The 17,622-nt window shown below is 35.8% G+C and carries 21 protein-coding genes and 1 pseudogene; 13 read left to right on the top strand and 9 right to left on the bottom strand.

All coding sequences use genetic code 11. From position 1 onward, the window contains the following. The first annotated feature begins 4 nt into the window (after positions 1-4). From RLT85_RS08915 to RLT85_RS08885, 7 genes are all read left to right on the top strand, one after another. Complete coding sequence (locus tag RLT85_RS08915; RefSeq protein WP_311401682.1) at positions 5-910, top strand: succinylglutamate desuccinylase/aspartoacylase domain-containing protein; 906 nt, start codon at positions 5-7, stop codon at positions 908-910. Between the two features lie 72 nt (positions 911-982). Next, positions 983-2,308: an MATE family efflux transporter gene (locus RLT85_RS08910; RefSeq protein WP_311401681.1), complete on the top strand. Its 1,326-nt coding sequence runs from the start codon at positions 983-985 to the stop codon at positions 2,306-2,308. 12 nt (positions 2,309-2,320) lie between these two features. Further along, on the top strand, positions 2,321-3,241 hold the full coding sequence (locus RLT85_RS08905; protein WP_311401680.1) for a DMT family transporter: 921 nt from the start codon (positions 2,321-2,323) through the stop codon (positions 3,239-3,241). 319 nt (positions 3,242-3,560) lie between these two features. Next, positions 3,561-4,712, top strand: coding sequence for a vWA domain-containing protein (locus tag RLT85_RS08900; RefSeq protein WP_311401679.1), 1,152 nt, complete (start codon positions 3,561-3,563; stop codon positions 4,710-4,712). A 47-nt stretch (positions 4,713-4,759) separates the two neighbouring features. Continuing rightward, a complete protein-coding gene (locus RLT85_RS08895; protein WP_311401678.1) occupies positions 4,760-5,131 on the top strand; it encodes an endonuclease domain-containing protein in 372 nt (123 codons plus the stop codon). 69 nt (positions 5,132-5,200) lie between these two features. After that, the gene (locus tag RLT85_RS08890; RefSeq protein WP_311401677.1) at positions 5,201-6,664 is read left to right on the top strand and encodes a sigma 54-interacting transcriptional regulator; all 1,464 of its coding nucleotides are present in this window, start codon (positions 5,201-5,203) and stop codon (positions 6,662-6,664) included. A 67-nt stretch (positions 6,665-6,731) separates the two neighbouring features. After that, on the top strand, positions 6,732-6,956 hold the full coding sequence (locus RLT85_RS08885) for a hypothetical protein (RefSeq protein ID WP_311401676.1): 225 nt from the start codon (positions 6,732-6,734) through the stop codon (positions 6,954-6,956). On the opposite strand, the gene RLT85_RS08880 is transcribed toward RLT85_RS08885, so the two are convergent. Beyond that, positions 6,931-7,572, bottom strand: a complete 642-nt coding sequence (locus RLT85_RS08880; protein ID WP_311401675.1) for a 2OG-Fe(II) oxygenase — start codon at positions 7,570-7,572, stop codon at positions 6,931-6,933. The genes RLT85_RS08885 and RLT85_RS08880 overlap by 26 nt on opposite strands. A 239-nt stretch (positions 7,573-7,811) precedes the next feature. On the opposite strand from RLT85_RS08880, the gene queD reads away from it, so the two are divergent. Beyond that, entirely contained in the window at positions 7,812-8,261 is a 450-nt protein-coding gene (queD, locus tag RLT85_RS08875) for a 6-carboxytetrahydropterin synthase QueD (RefSeq protein WP_311401674.1), read from the top strand. Positions 8,262-8,396: 135 nt separating this feature from the next. Then, positions 8,397-9,170, top strand: coding sequence for a UDP-2,3-diacylglucosamine diphosphatase (locus RLT85_RS08870; RefSeq protein WP_311401673.1), 774 nt, complete (start codon positions 8,397-8,399; stop codon positions 9,168-9,170). Between the two features lie 190 nt (positions 9,171-9,360). Here the strand turns inward: RLT85_RS08870 and RLT85_RS08865 are convergent, their stop codons facing one another. The 6 genes and pseudogenes from RLT85_RS08865 to RLT85_RS08840 form a co-directional block, all read right to left on the bottom strand. Continuing rightward, on the bottom strand, positions 9,361-9,666 hold the full coding sequence (locus RLT85_RS08865; protein ID WP_311401672.1) for a hypothetical protein: 306 nt from the start codon (positions 9,664-9,666) through the stop codon (positions 9,361-9,363). Positions 9,667-9,884: 218 nt separating this feature from the next. Continuing rightward, positions 9,885-10,188: pseudogene (locus RLT85_RS08860) on the bottom strand (HigA family addiction module antitoxin). A gap of 12 nt (positions 10,189-10,200) precedes the next feature. After that, positions 10,201-10,482: a type II toxin-antitoxin system RelE/ParE family toxin gene (locus RLT85_RS08855; protein WP_311401671.1), complete on the bottom strand. Its 282-nt coding sequence runs from the start codon at positions 10,480-10,482 to the stop codon at positions 10,201-10,203. A gap of 121 nt (positions 10,483-10,603) precedes the next feature. Then, positions 10,604-10,768, bottom strand: coding sequence for a hypothetical protein (locus tag RLT85_RS08850; RefSeq protein WP_311401670.1), 165 nt, complete (start codon positions 10,766-10,768; stop codon positions 10,604-10,606). A gap of 37 nt (positions 10,769-10,805) precedes the next feature. Next, a complete protein-coding gene (gene recJ, locus RLT85_RS08845; RefSeq protein ID WP_311401669.1) occupies positions 10,806-12,497 on the bottom strand; it encodes a single-stranded-DNA-specific exonuclease RecJ in 1,692 nt (563 codons plus the stop codon). A gap of 36 nt (positions 12,498-12,533) precedes the next feature. Continuing rightward, the gene (locus RLT85_RS08840; protein WP_311401668.1) at positions 12,534-13,100 is read right to left on the bottom strand and encodes a uracil-DNA glycosylase family protein; all 567 of its coding nucleotides are present in this window, start codon (positions 13,098-13,100) and stop codon (positions 12,534-12,536) included. 50 nt (positions 13,101-13,150) lie between these two features. On the opposite strand from RLT85_RS08840, the gene RLT85_RS08835 reads away from it, so the two are divergent. Beyond that, positions 13,151-13,561, top strand: coding sequence for a hypothetical protein (locus RLT85_RS08835; RefSeq protein ID WP_311401667.1), 411 nt, complete (start codon positions 13,151-13,153; stop codon positions 13,559-13,561). Positions 13,562-13,567: 6 nt separating this feature from the next. Here RLT85_RS08835 and rsmI read toward each other — a convergent pair whose 3' ends face one another. Both rsmI and RLT85_RS08825 read right to left on the bottom strand, forming a co-directional pair. After that, positions 13,568-14,239, bottom strand: coding sequence for a 16S rRNA (cytidine(1402)-2'-O)-methyltransferase (gene rsmI, locus RLT85_RS08830; RefSeq protein WP_311401666.1), 672 nt, complete (start codon positions 14,237-14,239; stop codon positions 13,568-13,570). Beyond that, entirely contained in the window at positions 14,239-15,243 is a 1,005-nt protein-coding gene (locus tag RLT85_RS08825; protein WP_311401665.1) for a DUF8457 domain-containing protein, read from the bottom strand. The genes rsmI and RLT85_RS08825 overlap by 1 nt, the downstream gene beginning before the upstream one ends. Before the next feature lie 103 nt (positions 15,244-15,346). Here RLT85_RS08825 and RLT85_RS08820 point away from each other — a divergent pair, with 103 nt between their 5' ends. Genes RLT85_RS08820 through mscL form a run of 3 tightly spaced genes read left to right on the top strand, consistent with a single transcriptional unit; the run spans position 15,347 to position 17,570 of the window. Then, entirely contained in the window at positions 15,347-15,985 is a 639-nt protein-coding gene (locus RLT85_RS08820; protein WP_311401664.1) for a thymidine kinase, read from the top strand. Further along, complete coding sequence (gene alr / locus RLT85_RS08815; protein ID WP_311401663.1) at positions 15,982-17,085, top strand: alanine racemase; 1,104 nt, start codon at positions 15,982-15,984, stop codon at positions 17,083-17,085. Before RLT85_RS08820 ends, alr begins: the two co-directional genes overlap by 4 nt. 50 nt (positions 17,086-17,135) lie before the next feature. Beyond that, positions 17,136-17,570: a large conductance mechanosensitive channel protein MscL gene (mscL, locus tag RLT85_RS08810; RefSeq protein WP_311401662.1), complete on the top strand. Its 435-nt coding sequence runs from the start codon at positions 17,136-17,138 to the stop codon at positions 17,568-17,570. The last annotated feature ends 52 nt before the right edge of the window (positions 17,571-17,622 follow it).

The following is a 17,622-nucleotide window of genomic DNA, read 5'->3' as shown; positions in this document are numbered from 1 at the left end:
AGATATGAAAGAGAAGGTTTCTAGAATTATAGGAAAATATACATCGGGTAAAAAAGGGCCATTGTTGTTTGTAAGCGCAGGGATTCATGGAAATGAGCCAAGCGGAGTTATAGCGCTACAAAAAGTTTTTAGAGAACTAGAGAAAACAAAACCTGAAATTAAAGGTACGTTTATAGGCGTTTCTGGTAACTTAAAAGCTCTCAATCAAAATCAACGCTATATAGATGAAGATCTTAACCGCACGTGGACCAAAGAGAATATGCAAAATGGGGAAGTCAATAGTCACGAAGAAAGAGAAATGTATGAAATTGTAGAGGTGCTAAAAGATTATCCCGAAAGTGATTTTAACAAGCGGTATTTTATGGATTGTCACACCACATCCTCAGATAGTGCGCCATACCTTTCTGTACAAGAAGTAAACGATAACGATGCTTGGTCACGCCATTTTCCTACTTATATTGTAAGAGGTTTTAGCGATATTATTACAGGAGATTTTGATCATTATTTAAGCAGAACGGGACTCACCGGTTTTGTTTTTGAAGCGGGCCAACACGAAAGTAAAACTTCTGTAGAAAACCACGAAGGTATGATTTGGCTTTGTTTAAAGGAAGCCTGCGGATTAGATCTAACTCAAATTTCTAGTTATCCCACTTGCGTGGAAAATTTTACGCAAAAAAATGCGCCAGCCCAAAAGGTGTTTGATATCGAATACCGCCACGGAATTAAAGACAAAGATGATTTTAAAATGGAACCTGGTTTTGAAAACTTTCAAGAGATTCAAAAAGGAGATTTGCTAGCCATTCAAAATGGAAATGAACTAAGAAGCGAATGGGACGCTCGTATTTTTATGCCGCTATATCAAGCCCAAGGAAATGATGGTTTTTTTGTGATTAAAGAAGAAGCCAAGTAAGGTGGGATTAATAGTGTAAAAGCTTAGGTTATTGGTTTTGGTTTCCGAAATTTGTGGCTTAATTTATTTAGTTTGGCCACAACTCCCAAAGTATCTTTTAAAGAAATCAATAAAATTGCTATTCCTGCGATTATTGCAGGAATAGCCGAGCCTCTTATTTCTTTAACCGATATCGCGGTTATTGGAAATGTAAAACATCATTCTATTGAAGCCTTGGCGGCAGCGGGAATTGTAGGCTCTTTTCTTTCGGCGATTATTTGGATTGTCGCACAGACTAAAACCGCGATTTCAGCAATTATCTCTCAGCATTTAGGTGCCAACAGACTCCATGCGGTTAAAACCTTGATTCCGCAAGCCATTCTTTTTAATTTATTGCTGAGTTTTATCATCTACGGCTTAACGGCTTTCTTTGCGGAAGCCATTTTTAGCGCCTATAATGCAGACGGACTCATTCTTCAATACACCCAAGATTACTATACGATCCGCGCCTTAGGTTACCCGCTTACCTTAGTCACTTTTGCTATTTTCGGAATTTTCCGCGGGCTACAAAACACGCTTTGGGCGATGAAATGTAGTTTGGCGGGAGCGGTGGTGAATGTAGGTTTAGATTTTCTGCTGGTGTATGGCGTAGAAGGATTTATAGAACCTATGCATCTCGCTGGAGCTGCTTACGCCAGTCTTGCCGCACAAGTGACGATGCTCATCATGGCATTGTATTATTTCTTTAAAAAAACACCTTACCATTTAAAATTGAGCTTTACGATTAATCCGCAAATGAAGCCGCTTTTACTTATGGCAGCCAATCTTTTTGTAAGAACGGCGGCACTTAATTTTGCCATCTTTTTAGCCAATGCCTACGCAACAGATTACGGGAAAAATTACATCGCTGCGCAAAGTATTCTCATGAATATTTGGCTTTTCTTTTCCTTTTTTATTGATGGTTATGCGAATGCAGGCAATGCAATTGGCGGCCGTTTACTAGGAGCAAAAGACTATACCAGATTATGGAATTTAAGTAAAGATATTTCTAAATATGCTGTGTTTATCGCGCTGATTTTAATGGGAATTTGTGGTTTCTTTTACGAAGAAATCGGACTTATCTTTAACAAAGAAGAAAGTGTGTTGGTACTGTTCTCCTCCGTTTTTTGGATTGTTTTACTCATGCAACCCATTAATGCAATTGCCTTTATGTTTGATGGGATTTTTAAAGGCTTAGGCGAAGCCAAATACCTTAGAAATGTCTTATTGGTAGCAACTTTTTTAGGATTTACGCCCACGCTGTTATTGGGAGATTATTTCGGATTAAAATTGTACGCCATATGGATTGCCTTTTTTGTGTGGATGCTTATCCGCAGCAGCGCTTTAGTTATTCAGTTTAGAAGAAAATATTTACAATAAATTTTTAGTGGTATGAAAGACCAACACAAAGCTTATCTCTACGCTGGTATTGCCGTCCTTTTATGGTCTACGGTAGCTTCTGCCATGAAGTTAAGCTTAAAGCATCTCGATTTTTTACAATTGCTTTTTTTATCGGTTTCCGTTTCCTTAGTCGTACTTTTTATAGTGATTGTAGCTCAAGGGAAGCTGAAGAATGTGTTTAAACTTCCGGCGAAAGCCTATTTGAGGTCGGCAGTATTCGGACTCATAAATCCGTTTCTTTACTATATTGTATTGTTTAAAGCTTATGATTTATTGCCTGCGCAAGAAGCTCAGCCTTTAAATTATACCTGGCCTATTATGATGACTTTACTGTCTATTCCCATTTTAAAACAGAAGATTAACCTTCAGAATTTTATGGCGATTCTCATTAGTTTTGTGGGTGTCATCACCATTTCTACTGGAGGAGATATATTGGGTTTCTCTTTTAGTAACCCTTACGGAGCTTTACTCGGCATTGCTTCCGCAGTAATTTGGGCTTTATTTTGGATTTATAACATTAAGGATAAGCGGGATGAAATCAGCAAATTATTTCTGAATTTCCTTTTCGGAATTGTATACATCAGCATTGCATTAGCCGTATTCTCAGATTTTCCAGCCTTTTCTACCCAACACTATTTGGGTGCTGCTTATGTAGGATTGTTTGAAATGGGCGTTACCTTTATCATCTGGTCTATGGCATTAAAGAAATCTTCGCATACGGCAAAAGTGAGTAGGCTTATTTACCTTGTTCCCTTCCTATCGCTCATCGTCATTTATTTTACGGTGGGGGAAGAAATTTTAACTTCCACATTAATAGGTTTAGCCCTCATTATAGGAGGCTTAATTTTTGATAACATCAATTTTGTGCGGTTAATGGAACGTGTGAAGAGAAAGAAGAAGATTAAAGTCTAAAAAAAAATTCTTAGCATAACATAAAAGTGTCTGATAAAAATTTTACCGAATTCTGTTACTTTAAGTACAATACTATTTTCAAACTTTTTAAAGAAAATACAGCTTACTATTATATTGCGTATGAAAATATAAGAGTAATGCCTAGACTTAAATAATTTCATGTAGTTATCAAGATTTTATGAATTAAGTCTAAAATCTATAGTCTTTTAGCGAAGCGGCCTGCCCGAACGTAACGCTTAGGTACGGGCGAGTCTTAAATCTTAGTGGGACACAACTAATCTTAAACATTAATTTCAGTTTAACACCTGTCTATTACTAAATGCTTTCAAAATATCGTATTTTTAAGCTTATGAATAGAAATGATGTAAGTAGCGGTTTTATCTTTAAAACCTATAAGAAACCTTATCAGTCTCCGTTTGAGATTCTTTTTGAAGTATTTAAAGAATTGATTACCCATACTTCTGGAGATTTTGATGAGGCGATTGATTGGCTCAAACAGCTCGATAAAGAGTATCAATTGACCACGCCAGATTATTCCATTAAAGATTTTATTGAAGACCTCAAAAACAAAGGTTACATCCAAGAGCGGATAAAACCAGATGGCAAAAATGGTATAGAAATTACTTCTAAAACCGAAAAAGCAATCAGGCAGCGTGCCTTAAAAGAAATTTTTGGGAAGATGCGTAAAGGTTCTTCAGGGAATCACAAAACCAAACACAGCGGTCATACGCAAGAAAAAACAGGAGATTTTAAAGCCTATCAATACGGAGATTCTTTAGATAAAATCTCGATGACCGAAAGTATAAGAAATGCACAAATCAATCATGGAATGGATGATTTTCATCTAACCGAGAATGATTTGGTGGTGGAAGAAAGCAATCATAAATCGCAAATGAGCACGGTATTGATGATTGACATAAGCCACAGTATGATTTTGTACGGTGAAGATAGAATTACTCCCGCCAAAAAAGTAGCGATGGCCTTGGCGGAATTAATTCTAACCCAATATCCTAAAGATTCGTTAGACGTGATTGTTTTTGGAAATGACGCTTGGCCCATAAAAATTAAAGACCTGCCCTATCTGCAAGTCGGTCCTTTTCATACCAATACAGTTGCTGGTTTACAATTGGCAATGGATTTACTTCGGCGGAAGCGAAATGCCAACAAGCAAATTTTTATGATTACCGATGGTAAACCGAGTTGCCTAAGAATGCCCGATGGTACTTATTATAAAAACTCTATGGGATTGGATGAATACATCATGCAACGTTGTTACAATATGGCAGCGCAAGCGAGAAAACTTAAAATTCCTATCACCACCTTTATGATAGCTTCAGACCCGTATTTGCAACAATTTGTAGATGAATTCTCGGCTTCCAACCAGGGAAAAGCTTACTACACCGGACTTGCAGGCTTAGGGGAAATGATTTTTGAAGATTATGAAACCAATAGAAAGAGGAGAATGCGGTAATTACATCTCCCCAACCCCTCTTGTAAAGAGGGGCGCTAAATAGCATTATGGCAAATAAAATTATACCATATAATAGAAAATTAAAAATTAGAGCTAGAGAACTGAGAAAAAATATGACTCCCGCTGAAATTCTAGTATGGAAAAATATTAGAAAGAAATCTTTAGGAGTAGAATTTCACAGACAAGTACCTATGTTAAATTATATTGTTGATTTCTATTGCCATGAAATAGGTTTAGTTTTAGAAATAGATGGTAAAATTCATGAGGATAACTTTCTAGAAGATGCAAAAAGACAAGGTGAAATCGAAAAGTATGGTGTTTCATTTCTAAGGTTTACTAACGCTCAAGTTTTTACTGATTTCGACGCTATAAAAATGGAAATACGCAATTATATTAATGAATTCAACCAAATCCCATAACAAAAACGAAAAAACTCCCTCCCTTCGAAGGGAGGGTTGGGGAGGGATGTTTATTTCAAACACAAAACTATGAACACATTACAGATAAAAACATTTGGCGAATTAAAAAATGCTTCTTACCAAAGTAAAAGCATTAAAGAAGAGTTGCGCCAAAATTTAATTGAAAAAATAAAAAACAAAGAAAATGTTTTTGAAGGCATTCACGGATACGAAAAAACAGTAATTCCAGAACTGGAACGCGCCATTCTTTCTAAGCACAATATTAACCTCCTGGGTTTACGCGGACAAGCAAAAACAAGAATCGCAAGATTAATGATTCAGTTGTTGGACGAGTATATTCCCGTGGTCGAAGGTTCTGAAATTAATGACGATCCTTTTCATCCCATTTCTAGGTATGCCAGACAAATCTTAGAAGAAAAAGGAGACGATACGCCTATTAGTTGGTTGCACAGAGAAGAGCGCTTTGCAGAAAAACTAGCGACCCCAGATGTAACGGTAGCCGATTTAATTGGTGATGTAGATCCTATCAAAGCTGCTAACTTAAAATTAAGTTATGCCGATGACCGGGTAATTCACTTCGGAATGATTCCTCGTGCCAACAGAAGCATTTTTGTGATTAATGAATTACCAGATTTGCAAGCGAGAATACAAGTGGCGCTTTTTAATATTCTTCAAGAAGGAGACATTCAAATACGAGGATTCAAATTGAGAATGCCTTTAGACCTTCAGTTTATTTTTACGGCAAATCCAGAAGATTATACCAATCGTGGTAGCATTGTAACGCCTTTAAAAGATAGAATCGGTTCTCAAATTCTAACCCATTATCCGCAAGATGTGGCAACAGCAAAAAAAATTACAGCACAAGAAGCACGCTTAGAAGAAAGTCAGCATCAACGCATAGTAGTTCCTGAAATTGCCAAAGATGTTTTAGAGCAAATAAGTTTTGAGGCTAGAGAAAGTGAATATGTAGATGTAAAAAGTGGAATTAGTGCTAGAATGAGTATTACTGCTTTTCAAAATTTATTGAGCACCGCAGAACGTAGAGCTATTTTATTAGACGAAGAAAAAACTATACTCAGACTTAGTGATTTTGCCGGAATTATTCCTGCAATTACGGGTAAAATTGAATTGGTGTATGAAGGCGAGCAAGAAGGCGCCGATTTTGTCGCTAAAGAATTGATGACCCAAGCAGTAAAAACCTTATTTCTTAAAAACTTCCCGAATATAGAAAAGCTTCAGAAGCAAGACGAAGAAACTCCTTATGATGATGTACTGCATTGGTTTTTTAATGAAGAAGGTGTTATTTTAACTTCAGATTTAAGCGATAAAGAATATCAAAAAACCTTGTTAAGTATAGAGCCCCTTAAAAAATTAGTAATTAAATATTTACCCAATCTACCCGAAGAAGAACGCTACTTTATGATGGAAGTTGTGCTCTGGGGACTGGCAGCTCATCAAAAGTTAAGCAAGCATGAGTTTTCTGAAGGAACACAGTTTCAGGATTTATATGGAAATTATATCAATAATTTATAAGGGTTAAAGCTTCCCTAAAATGGGGATATTTTCTTAAAATATCTTTATATTTCATAAAAATAATTCTATGTTTTTACAAACTCAAATTCCCAATCCCGAAGAAACAGGTACCAACCAACAATTTGGTTGGTACACTTTTGGAGATTTTATGGCGGCCAATTGGTTTTATATCACTGCAGTGGTTTTAATTGCTGTGTTGGTTCTTATATATTCTAAAAAAATGAAAAAAGAACGCCAAGAACGAAAGGATGAAGCACAAAAAAAGGCTAACGAGTCTTCAGCCAACCCGTAATGCTTAATCGCTGGTCATTTTTCACCTCTTTTACCTCATGTTCTAAAAGCTGACTTTCAAAAATAACCAGCCTTCCTGGTAAAGGATAAATAGTTTTTTCTGTTGATTCAGAGGTATACATCACGAGTTCGCCCCCATTAGATGTCAACCAATTTTCTTCATTCAAATAGCATACGATAGAGAGTTTTCTACACGAATCGTTTTGAAAAGTATCTAAATGACGTTTGTAAAATGTTCCTTTTGGATACACCGCATAATGAAATTCTTTATGCAAGATGCCCATAAAACATGTACTATTAAGATAATTCACCAAATTGTTGATTTTATCAAAAAATACCTTTTCGGCAGCATCTGCTTTTTGTTCATCCATCCACAAAATAAAATCTCCGCGTATTTTTTTTGCGATGATTTCGTTAGTTCGGTTTCCTATGGCCGCTTTTTTAAACTGATCTTCTTCTAACTTCCTTAACGTTGCTGCACGCAAAATTTCAATTTCCGAAGCCTCAAAAAAAGTGTCGGTAATACTATATTTCTGCAATAACAGATCTTCAATTATTTTTTCGTATTTAGAATTAGCCTTAAAATCTACTTGTTCAAATAGCTCTAGTTTTTCCATTAAAAGATATTAAAATATTAAAGTAATAGTACTACTTTTTAGTATAGCTTGTTTATTTTATTTTCAGATCGCACAATTTTTTAAAATTTATTTCAACTCAAGTTTAATGTTTAACTTTGCAGCCTAAATTAAATACCAATTCTTGTGGAAGTATTACAATTTTTAAGTGGCCCAGGGCTTTTTTTAATCCTAGGCATAGCCGTAGTCGTTGTCGTTTTATACAATAAATTCAAAAAATAATGAGTCAGATTCGCATTACCAAACAATTTAATTTTGAAACCGGTCACGCCCTTTATGGGTATGACGGAAAATGTAAAAACGTTCACGGCCACAGTTATAAACTTAACGTAACCGTAATTGGCAAGCCCATTAACGATAGTAAAAACGTTAAAAACGGCATGGTAATCGATTTTGGCGACCTTAAAAAAATTGTAAAAGAAGAAATTGTAGATAAGTTTGATCACGCCACCGTTCTCAATAAAAACACACCTCATCTAGAGCTGGCAGAGGAGCTTATTAAAAGAGAGCACAATGTAATTTTGGTAGAATATCAACCCACCAGTGAGCAAATGATTATCGATTTTGCACAAAAGATAAAAGCCAGACTTCCTCAAGAAATAAAATTACATAGCCTAAGACTACAAGAAACAGAAACTAGTTTTGCCGAGTGGTTTGCTAGCGATAATTAGGGCGTTCCCCTGCGGGTCGGGCTATTCGCTATATCTTTTTTGGTTTTCAACACAAAAAAGGATGCCGCTACTATCCCTAACGCAAAAAGACTTCCTGCTAAGAAATAAGTATATTTGAGCTCAACAATAAATACTATGCACATTCTCGAAGGCAAAAAAATTTACTTCTCTAGCGATAACCACTTGGGTGCGCCTACAAAAGAATTAAGTAAACCTAGAGAGAAAAAATTTGTACAATGGTTAGACGACGTCAAAGAAGATGCTGCTGCCATTTTTTTGTTGGGAGATTTGTTCGATTTTTGGTTTGAATATAAGCACGTAGTTCCTAAAGGCTTTGTACGCGTATTGGGAAAACTCGCTGAAATTCGAGACAGCGGTATACCTATCTACTTTTTTGTAGGCAATCATGATTTATGGATGGATTCTTATTTTCAAGATGAATTAAATATTCCTGTGTATCACAAACCCAAAGAATTTGTCTTTAACAATAAAAGATTTCTCATTGGTCACGGTGACGGATTAGGCCCTGGAGACGAAGGCTACAAACGCATGAAGAAAGTTTTCACCAATAAGTTTTCTAAATGGCTTTACCGCTGGTTTCATCCAGATTTGGGCGTGCCATTAGCGCAACATCTATCGGTAAAAAACAAACTGATTTCTGGCGATGATGACGCCAAATTTTTAGGCGAAGAAAATGAATGGTTGGTACAATACGCCAAGCGAAAATTGAAAACCAAACACTACGATTATTTTGTCTTTGGCCATCGGCATTTACCTATGAGTATTAAAGTAGGAGAAAATTCTACCTACCACAATTTAGGCGATTGGATTAATTATTATACCTACGGTGTTTTTGACGGAGAAAAATTTGAGTTGAAAGAATATCAGAATACCTCTAGGAAAGAATAGGCTGTATATTGTTTAAATAGAAAAAAGCTGCTTATTAATCTGTCACTCCAGATGCTTTGCGAGAGCCTTTCGACTTTGCTCAAGATAAGCTAAATTAGAGAGGTGATGAGTTCTCGACTCCGCTAGACCTGACAACTTAAAAGACTGTTTTTTTTTAATACTTACACTATTCGACAAATACTAAAAAAAGTCAATTTGCTGAAAGTGAAAGATATTTTTTTATCTCCAAATGAAAGAGCGTAGCGCTCAAAAAATTTCTAATCTCTTTCAGTTCTAATTTGCTTACCGCTAATTCTATTTTAGAAGAAGGTGTTTTTAGTAGAATAGATTTACAATCTTTTGGAGTTTTACATTGCGAACAACAACCTTGCTCTAGCGCTTCCATCACATTTTTGTGAAATATTTTCACTTCCTCTTCCTTCAAAAAGAAACCCATATCTCTAAAAACCAACTGAATCTTATCTTGTTGGGTTTTTCCAATAGAAAGAAATCCCATACTTGGTCTTGTGTATAATATCGATATCCTTCATTTCTATTTTTGAAATCAAAGATACTATTATTTATATTTGTTCTAAATAATTACAAGTTTTTATTTTATATCGCTTTGTATTTAAAAAGCATTGTGCAAATAAGCACAGATTTGTCGGCTAAACACAACCCGAAAAAATTAAATTTTCGGTTTAGAAAAGAAGTAGCTATTTTTTATAAATTTTGTTAGGCAAGATTTTTATCTCCATAATTTTCTATTTCGTTTAATTCTTTTTGTTTGTTTCCTTTCTCCTCTTCGATGTCATAATCATTTTGTATCCCAAGCCAAAACTTTGCAGAGTTTCTAAAATATTTACTCAATCGTAAAGCTGTATCTGTTGTAGTTCTGCGCTTACTTTTTATGATTTCTGATATCCGAATTTGTGGAATTTTCAAGTCCTTTGAAAGCCGATAATGCTGTAATTTCAAAGCGCTCAATAAATTCGAAATTCAAAATTTCTCCTGGATGTATGTTAGCTAATTTTTCCATTCTATAATTTTTTTAGCGATAATTGATTATTTTCACTTCGCTTGCGTTTTCACTTTTCCAAATGAATGTAATTCGCCATTGTTTGTTAATTCTAATACTATAAAACTCTTTTAATTTCCCAGTTAGTTTTTCAAGTCGGTTAGAAAGCGGTATTCTCAAATCAGATATATCCTGTGAATTATTCAGCCTTTTTAATTTCCGACGTCCAACGTTCTGTATTTCAATCGGCATCTTTTTTAATCGGATTCCATTCCAAATTTGTTCGATCTGTTTCGAGCCGAAAGGAATAATCATAGTTTTGTTTTATGTTACTAACGCTAAAGTTGAGTTCATTTTAGATGTTTGCAAAAATTTTTTTATAATGATACCTAAAAAATTAAAAATGCAACCTCAAATAAAAAGTATAACACCCTAGTTACTTCTTTTGTCTCTTCGCCACTTCTTTACCCATAAAATAAGCGAATAAAAGCGGAACCATAACAAAAGCAGTATAATCTTGCCACCAGTCCATTTCATTAGCCAGTATAGAGAAGCCTGATAAGAAAATAATGACCAATAGGTCTAAATAAGGTTTTTTCATTGTTTTGAGGTTTTAGGTTTCAAAGGTCGATAGTAACTTATCGAATATCTTTTAACTTCAACTGAAGACTTACATTTCCATTCCATTCATTTTCGTCTATAGCATATACGGCGTCAAATGGTTTTTTAGTTGAGATGAGTTCTAGCTTTTTTCCCAAGTTAAAACCTATACTTCCAATAGATTTAGGGTTAGGAAGTTGTTGTACAGCACATTTTAAATGATCTTTCTCTTTTCCTACTGCTTTTGCAAAGCCCGTATCGGTTAGGTTTGAGGTAAAAAAAGTGGGTGCCATATTTCCCGGACCAAAAGGAGCAAATTGCTTCAAGATTCTATGAAATTTATCGGTGATTTCTTCTAGTGAAATTTCTAAATCGATTTTAATTTCGGGCGTGAGCATATGAGATTCTATACTGCCAGCTACTACTTCTTCAAATTTTTGCTTAAAATTTTCATATTGGTTTTCGTGTAGCGTTAATCCCGCAGCATACTTATGTCCGCCAAATTGCTCTATATGTTCTTGGCAAGCTTCTAACGCATTGTAGACATCAAATCCTTTGACAGATCTTGCCGAAGCTGCTAATCTTTCTCCGCTTTTGGTAAAAACAAGCGTGGGTCTGTAATACGTTTCGGTTAAGCGGGAGGCTACAATGCCAATAACGCCTTTATGCCAATCTTCTTGGTAAACTACCGTGGTAGATTTATGCTCTTCTTTATGAGTTAAAATTTGCTGCAACGCCATTTCGGTGATGCTTCGGTCTTCTTCTCTTCTATCTTTATTGTACTGCTCTATTTCTTGTGCAAATAGCTGAGCTTGTTCTTCATTTTCTTCGGTTAACAAATCTACCGCATGCAACCCATGCTTCATTCTTCCCGCAGCATTAATTCTTGGAGCAATGATAAATACCACATCGGTAATGGTTAATATTTCTTTTTTTATCTGATTAATAATCGCCTGAAAACCTTTCCGCGGAAGCGTATTAATTATATGTAAACCGTGATAGGCTAAAATTCTATTCTCTCCCGTAATGGGCACAATATCTGCCCCAATAGCGGTGGCCACCAAATCTAAATAAGGAGCTAGTGTTTCTACCGAATTTCCTCTTAGCTGCTCTAAAGCCTGAATCAGTTTAAAACCTACTCCGCAGCCGCAAAGCTCTTTGTAAGGATAGTTGCAATCTTCACGTTTGGGATCTAAAACTGCCACCGCTTGCGGAATTTCATTGCCGGGCCTATGGTGATCACAAATAATAAAATCTATCCCTTTTTCTTTGGCATAAGCTACTTTTTCTATGGCTTTTATACCACAATCTAAAGCAATAATTAAGTGGATACCGTTATCGTGGGCGTAATCAATTCCTGCATAAGAAATACCGTAACCTTCTTTATAACGATCGGGAATATAAGTAGTTACTAAATGGGTTTCGGTTTTTAAATACGAACTCATTAAGGCAACGCTCGTAGTCCCATCTACATCATAATCGCCGTACACCATAATCAATTCTTCTTGCGCAATGGCTTGCTGAATTCTCTTAACAGCCACCTCCATATCTCTCATTAAAAATGGATCGTGAAGTTTTGCTAAATCTGGCCTAAAAAAATCTTTCGCTTCCTCATACGTTTCAACACCTCTTAACACCAATAGGTAAGCCACAGCTTTTTCAACTCCCAAACTTTTTTGAAGCTGCTCTACTTTTTTGGGGTCTGGTTTTGGGGCTAGCGTCCAACGCATAAGATTAATTTAAAAGATTGAAAAGAATCTATAAAGTTACGAAAGTTTATTTTTAATAAGCTGCTGCAATTCTGGAACTACCTCCATTTCAAACCAAGGGTTTTTTGATCTCCAAAATCTATTCACTGGAGAAGGATGCGGAATAGGAAAATATTTAGGCAGATAAGTATGGTAATTTTTTACGCGATAGGTTAGATTTTCTTTTCCTTCTAAATAATATTTACACGCATAAGAACCAATTAAAATGTATAAAGGATCATTTTCAAAATGATTTAACACACGTTGATGCCATTGCGGCGCACATTTTTTTCTTGGCGGTAAATCGCCTGTTTTCGCTTTGCCTGGGTAGCAAAATGCCATAGGTAAAACAGCAAAGTTTTTATCTTTATAAAATGTTTCTTCACTTACGCCTAACCATTCTCTTAGTTTTTTACCACTTTGGTCATTCCAGTCGATATTCGATTCATGTACCACTCTTCCTGGAGCCTGACTTATAAGCACAATTTTAGAGTTTTTGTTCGCTCGTAAAATGGGATTAGCACCCAATGGTAAATGCTCCTCGCATAAGGTACAATTTCTAATATTAGTTAAAAGTTGTTTCATGGCTTAGGTTAAGTTTATTATTTTTGAGTCCCTTATTAAATATAAAATCTATGTCTGCAACTCCAATTCAATTTACACAACGCAATGTGCTGAAAATTTTTGTTTTTGTTTTCGTAGGTTTTATTTTGCTTGTGATAGGTTTAATAGGTTATTTTACATCAGAAAACTTTACTTATTTTTATCTCGTAGTGGCAGCTAATTTAGTGATTGCTTATATTTTCTTTATTTCTAGAGTAAAAAAGAATCAAGTAGTTTACGATCCTGCTTTTGTAAAATATAAATTAAATGATGAAAGCCATAAGATTAAAAACACGCTTTTAATTAAAGCAGAATTAGTTGAACAGGTGTTAGAAATTCAGTTAAAAGAGGAAGAGAACTTTAGCATCAATTTGGAAGCGTATCACAAAGAAGATCAAGTTTATTTTGAAAAATTACTTAATGCTTTGGCTACTAATTACTAAAATCTTCTATTTTTTACCTTCCACAATAAGTACAATTTCTCCTTTGGGAGGCTTTTGGGTATAATAATCTAAAACTTCCTGTAAATTTCCTCGTTGTGTTTCTTCGTGCAGTTTACTAATCTCTCTAGAAACTGAGGCTTGCCGCTCTACCCCTAAATAATCAATTAAATGCTGCAAGGTTTTTAAAAGCTTATGCGGTGATTCATAAAAAATCATAGTCCGCGTTTCATCTGCCAATAGTTTAAGACGGGTTTGTCGGCCTTTTTTTACGGGTAAAAAACCTTCGAAAACAAACTTATCGTTTGGGAGACCGCTATTTACTAAGGCAGGAACAAAAGCCGTCGCGCCTGGAAGGCAGTCTACTTCTATATTTTCTTCTACGCAAGCACGGGTTAGCAAAAACCCAGGATCTGAAATTGCCGGGGTTCCTGCATCGCTAATTAAAGCTGCATTTTCTCCATGTTTAATTCTATCTACAATCATTTGCAAGGTCTTATGCTCATTGTGCATATGGTGGCTGTGCATTTGCGTAGAAATTTTAAAATGCTTGAGCAGTTTTCCGCTAGTTCGGGTGTCTTCCGCAAGAATAAAATCGACTTCTTGGAGCACTTTTACAGCTCTAAATGTCATATCCTCTAGATTACCAATGGGCGTAGGAACAATAAATAATTTTCCCATTAAGCATATTTATTTTCAATGGCTTTTAGGAAACGGCTTTCATACACCTCTTTATTTTCCCAATTCTGATAATCTGGTTTTACCACCTCATGAATAAAACGTTGGGCTTCTGGAAGACTTTCAACGCTATTCAATTGAGACAGCACCCGGTTGTAGTCTGCCGCATCACCATCAAAAAGATGTTTGATATAGCTTAAGCGGTCATTTAAACCAATCTGAATTCCTTTTTTTAGTTGATCATTAAGCGATTTTTTCTTAGCAGCATGTCTGCTGTTAAAATCTTCTTTACGCTCAAATTCAGGCATAATTCCAAAGAGATTCTGTTGCTCATCTGTAAGTGAACCTTCATCCTTTGCTTGTTCTATTTCGTCTTTAACTTCTTCCTCTACTTCGGTTTTCGCCTCTGGCTGAACTTCTGTATTGAAAATTTCTTTATGAAAAACTTTTTCTTGCAGAATCTCTTCTGGCTGAACTTCTTCTGAAAAAGCTCCTTCTACAAAAACCTCGTCTTCTTTAATTTCTTCTGATTTATTTACTTCCGAAGGTCTTTCAAACTGGGGTAAATCGTCATAATGAACTCCGCCCAAACTTCTAAATTCGTCTTTGGTTTCTTCTTCAGCCTGAGGTAAAATATCTTCGAGCACCTCTTCTACTTTTGTAGTTTCAGAAGGTACAGAAGAAGTAACTTTTTTTATTTCTTCCGCCTTTGGTTCTATAATGGCTTCAGCTTCATGTTGGATTACCTCTTGCTGCTCCTCTTCTTCAGGAAAAGAAATCGCTTCTGCTTGAGATTCCTTATTTTCTTCCGTTAAGGCTTCTTCAATATTTTTTTTTCCAATGGTAGGCTGGGGTCCATCAAAATGTTTTTCGGTAAATGAAAGCACCGAAAGCTTTTCGTACAAAACACCCGTTACCGCTTTTAATTCATGAACATCTGCTTTATTTTTTAATTGCAAGATTCTATGAGCAATACTCATAAGCTCTGCTTCTAAGGTCTTCTTCATAACTTTATGATTTACTTTGCTTGTGGAGCTTAATTTTTAGTAAATTTATCTCAACTTTATTTTTTTACAGGAAGTTTCCTGTTTGAATGCTGAAAATTACAAAATGTTTCTTGAAAATACCGTAAATCACGAAGAGCAATTTGGATGGATTGAAGTAATTTGTGGAAGTATGTTCTCTGGAAAAACCGAAGAGCTTATTCGCAGATTAAAGCGCGCCCAATTTGCCAAACAGAAAGTAGAAATTTTTAAACCTACCATAGATATTCGCTACGATGAAGACATGGTGATTTCTCACGATGCGAATGAAATTAGGTCTACTCCTGTTCCTGCAGCTGCAAATATTAGGCTTTTAGCAGATTCTTGCGATGTGGTGGGTATTGATGAAGCTCAGTTTTTTGACGATGAGATTGTAAGCGTTTGTAACGATCTTGCCAATAAAGGCATTCGCGTTGTAGTGGCGGGTTTAGATATGGATTTTAAAGGCAACCCTTTTGGTCCAATTCCTAATCTCATGGCGACTGCAGAATATGTGACCAAAGTGCACGCCGTATGTACAAGAACAGGAAATTTGGCACAATACAGCTTTAGAAAAGCAGCCAGTAAAGATTTGGTTCTTCTTGGAGAAACCGAAGAATATGAACCGCTTAGTAGAGCCGCCTATTACAAAGCCATGCGCGATCAAAAAGTGAGAAAACTGGATGTTGAAATAAGTGAGGTTCTCCCAAAAGAAAGAAAACTATGAAACCTTCAGAAACCGTTCTCGAAATAGATTTAAAAGCGCTAGAGCATAACTACCGCTATCTTGCCTCTAAAGTAGATGATAACGTAAAAAAACTCGCCGTCATTAAAGCTTTTGCCTACGGAAGTGATTCGGTAGCATTGGCTAAAAAACTAGAAAGCCTGGGCGTAGATTATTTTGCGGTGGCTTACACGCAAGAGGGAATCGATTTAAGAAATGGTGGAATCACCCAACCTATTTTGGTGCTTCACCCGCAGTCTACACACTTTCAAGAAATTATAGATCAATGTCTTACACCAAGTATTTATAGCGAATTTGTACTTAATCATTTTATCGCTTCCGCGGAAGCAAATCAACAAAAAAATTATCCTATTCACTTAAAACTGAATACGGGTTTAAATCGACTGGGTTTTGATCCGAAAGAAGTCCCAATGATAGTGGAGAAATTAAAACAAACTTCAAGTATAAAAGTAGACGGAATTTTTTCTCATTTTGCTGCTAGTGAAGATGTTAAAGAGAAAGAGTTTACCCATCATCAAATGGACACGTTTAAAAAAGTAAGTGATCAATTGATAGAGAACTTAGGCTACCGTCCATTACGACATTTGTGCAATACCAGTGGAATTTTAAATTATCCCGAGGCTCATCTGGATATGGTGAGAACAGGAATTGGCCTCTACGGCTACGGAAACTCTAAAGAAGTCGACCAACAACTCATCCCTATTGGAACTCTAAAAACCATTATTTCTCAAATTCACAACATCAAAAAAGGCGAAAGTGTAGGGTATAACCGAATGTTTAATGCTTCAAAAGATACCAAAACGGCCACCTTACCTTTAGGTCACGCCGACGGAATTAATAGAATTTACGGCAAACAGAACACCAACGTCTCCATTCATGGAAATTTAGCTCCCATTATTGGCAACGTGTGTATGGATATGATTATGGTAGACATTACAGGTATTGATTGTGAAGAAGGAGATGAAGTGATTCTCTTTGGAAAAGATAAAAGCGCCGAAGTTTTTGCTCACAATGCCGGCACCATTTCCTATGAACTGATTACATCCATCTCTCAGCGCGTAAAAAGAAAAATTATTCCGTAAAGTTAAAATTTAGTTTACCTTTAATTTTATAAACTAAACCAATCAAAATTATGGGCTTTCTAAGCGATTTTAAAAAATTCTTAATGAAAGGCGACATTGTAGCTTTAGCAACAGCAGTTGTTATTGGCGCTGCCTTTAAAACTATTGTAGACTCTTTTGTAAAAGATGTCATTACACCAATTATTGGAATGCTCACGGGCGGAGTAGATTTTACCAAAAAATTTATTTCTCTAGACGGAGTCAATTATGAAAGTCTAGAAGCAGCCAGAGAAGCCAAAGCGGCGGTAATTACTTACGGGAACCTGATACAAGCGATTATCAATTTTATTATTGTAGGTCTTTTTATCTACCTATTTTTAAAATACTATGAAAATGTGAAGAAAAAAGAAGATCCAAAACCCGTTGCAGCTCCCGCTGGTCCCTCTCAAGAACAGCTTCTTACTCAAATTAGAGACGAGTTGAAAAAGCAAAATAGCACTTCATAAAAACAATTAAAAGACGTAGTAACCGCTACACTGTTCATTTAATAATCAAACC

Origin of the sequence: Mesonia ostreae, assembly GCF_031845265.1 — a bacterium.
GTDB classification, from domain to species: Bacteria; Bacteroidota; Bacteroidia; order Flavobacteriales; family Flavobacteriaceae; genus Mesonia; species Mesonia ostreae.
Note: the sequence above shows the minus strand (reverse complement) of the source record. Positions and strands in the feature narration are given on the sequence as shown.

Excerpts from the sequence above, each read along its gene's own strand:
- RLT85_RS08840 (WP_311401668.1), bottom strand. The coding sequence starts at position 13,100 with ATGAAACAACTTTTAACTAATATTAGAAATTGTACCTTATGCGAGGAG.
- queD (WP_311401674.1), top strand. The coding sequence starts at position 7,812 with ATGAGTCAGATTCGCATTACCAAACAATTTAATTTTGAAACCGGTCAC.
- RLT85_RS08855 (WP_311401671.1), bottom strand. The coding sequence starts at position 10,482 with ATGATTATTCCTTTCGGCTCGAAACAGATCGAACAAATTTGGAATGGA.
- alr (WP_311401663.1), top strand. The coding sequence starts at position 15,982 with ATGAAACCTTCAGAAACCGTTCTCGAAATAGATTTAAAAGCGCTAGAG.
- RLT85_RS08870 (WP_311401673.1), top strand. The coding sequence starts at position 8,397 with ATGCACATTCTCGAAGGCAAAAAAATTTACTTCTCTAGCGATAACCAC.
- RLT85_RS08885 (WP_311401676.1), top strand. The coding sequence starts at position 6,732 with ATGTTTTTACAAACTCAAATTCCCAATCCCGAAGAAACAGGTACCAAC.
- RLT85_RS08915 (WP_311401682.1), top strand. The coding sequence starts at position 5 with ATGAAAGAGAAGGTTTCTAGAATTATAGGAAAATATACATCGGGTAAA.
- RLT85_RS08865 (WP_311401672.1), bottom strand. The coding sequence starts at position 9,666 with ATGGGATTTCTTTCTATTGGAAAAACCCAACAAGATAAGATTCAGTTG.
- RLT85_RS08895 (WP_311401678.1), top strand. The coding sequence starts at position 4,760 with ATGGCAAATAAAATTATACCATATAATAGAAAATTAAAAATTAGAGCT.
- recJ (WP_311401669.1), bottom strand. The coding sequence starts at position 12,497 with ATGCGTTGGACGCTAGCCCCAAAACCAGACCCCAAAAAAGTAGAGCAG.
- RLT85_RS08880 (WP_311401675.1), bottom strand. The coding sequence starts at position 7,572 with ATGGAAAAACTAGAGCTATTTGAACAAGTAGATTTTAAGGCTAATTCT.
- RLT85_RS08835 (WP_311401667.1), top strand. The coding sequence starts at position 13,151 with ATGTCTGCAACTCCAATTCAATTTACACAACGCAATGTGCTGAAAATT.
- RLT85_RS08900 (WP_311401679.1), top strand. The coding sequence starts at position 3,561 with ATGCTTTCAAAATATCGTATTTTTAAGCTTATGAATAGAAATGATGTA.
- mscL (WP_311401662.1), top strand. The coding sequence starts at position 17,136 with ATGGGCTTTCTAAGCGATTTTAAAAAATTCTTAATGAAAGGCGACATT.
- RLT85_RS08820 (WP_311401664.1), top strand. The coding sequence starts at position 15,347 with ATGTTTCTTGAAAATACCGTAAATCACGAAGAGCAATTTGGATGGATT.
- RLT85_RS08890 (WP_311401677.1), top strand. The coding sequence starts at position 5,201 with ATGAACACATTACAGATAAAAACATTTGGCGAATTAAAAAATGCTTCT.
- RLT85_RS08850 (WP_311401670.1), bottom strand. The coding sequence starts at position 10,768 with ATGAAAAAACCTTATTTAGACCTATTGGTCATTATTTTCTTATCAGGC.
- rsmI (WP_311401666.1), bottom strand. The coding sequence starts at position 14,239 with ATGGGAAAATTATTTATTGTTCCTACGCCCATTGGTAATCTAGAGGAT.
- RLT85_RS08905 (WP_311401680.1), top strand. The coding sequence starts at position 2,321 with ATGAAAGACCAACACAAAGCTTATCTCTACGCTGGTATTGCCGTCCTT.
- RLT85_RS08825 (WP_311401665.1), bottom strand. The coding sequence starts at position 15,243 with ATGAAGAAGACCTTAGAAGCAGAGCTTATGAGTATTGCTCATAGAATC.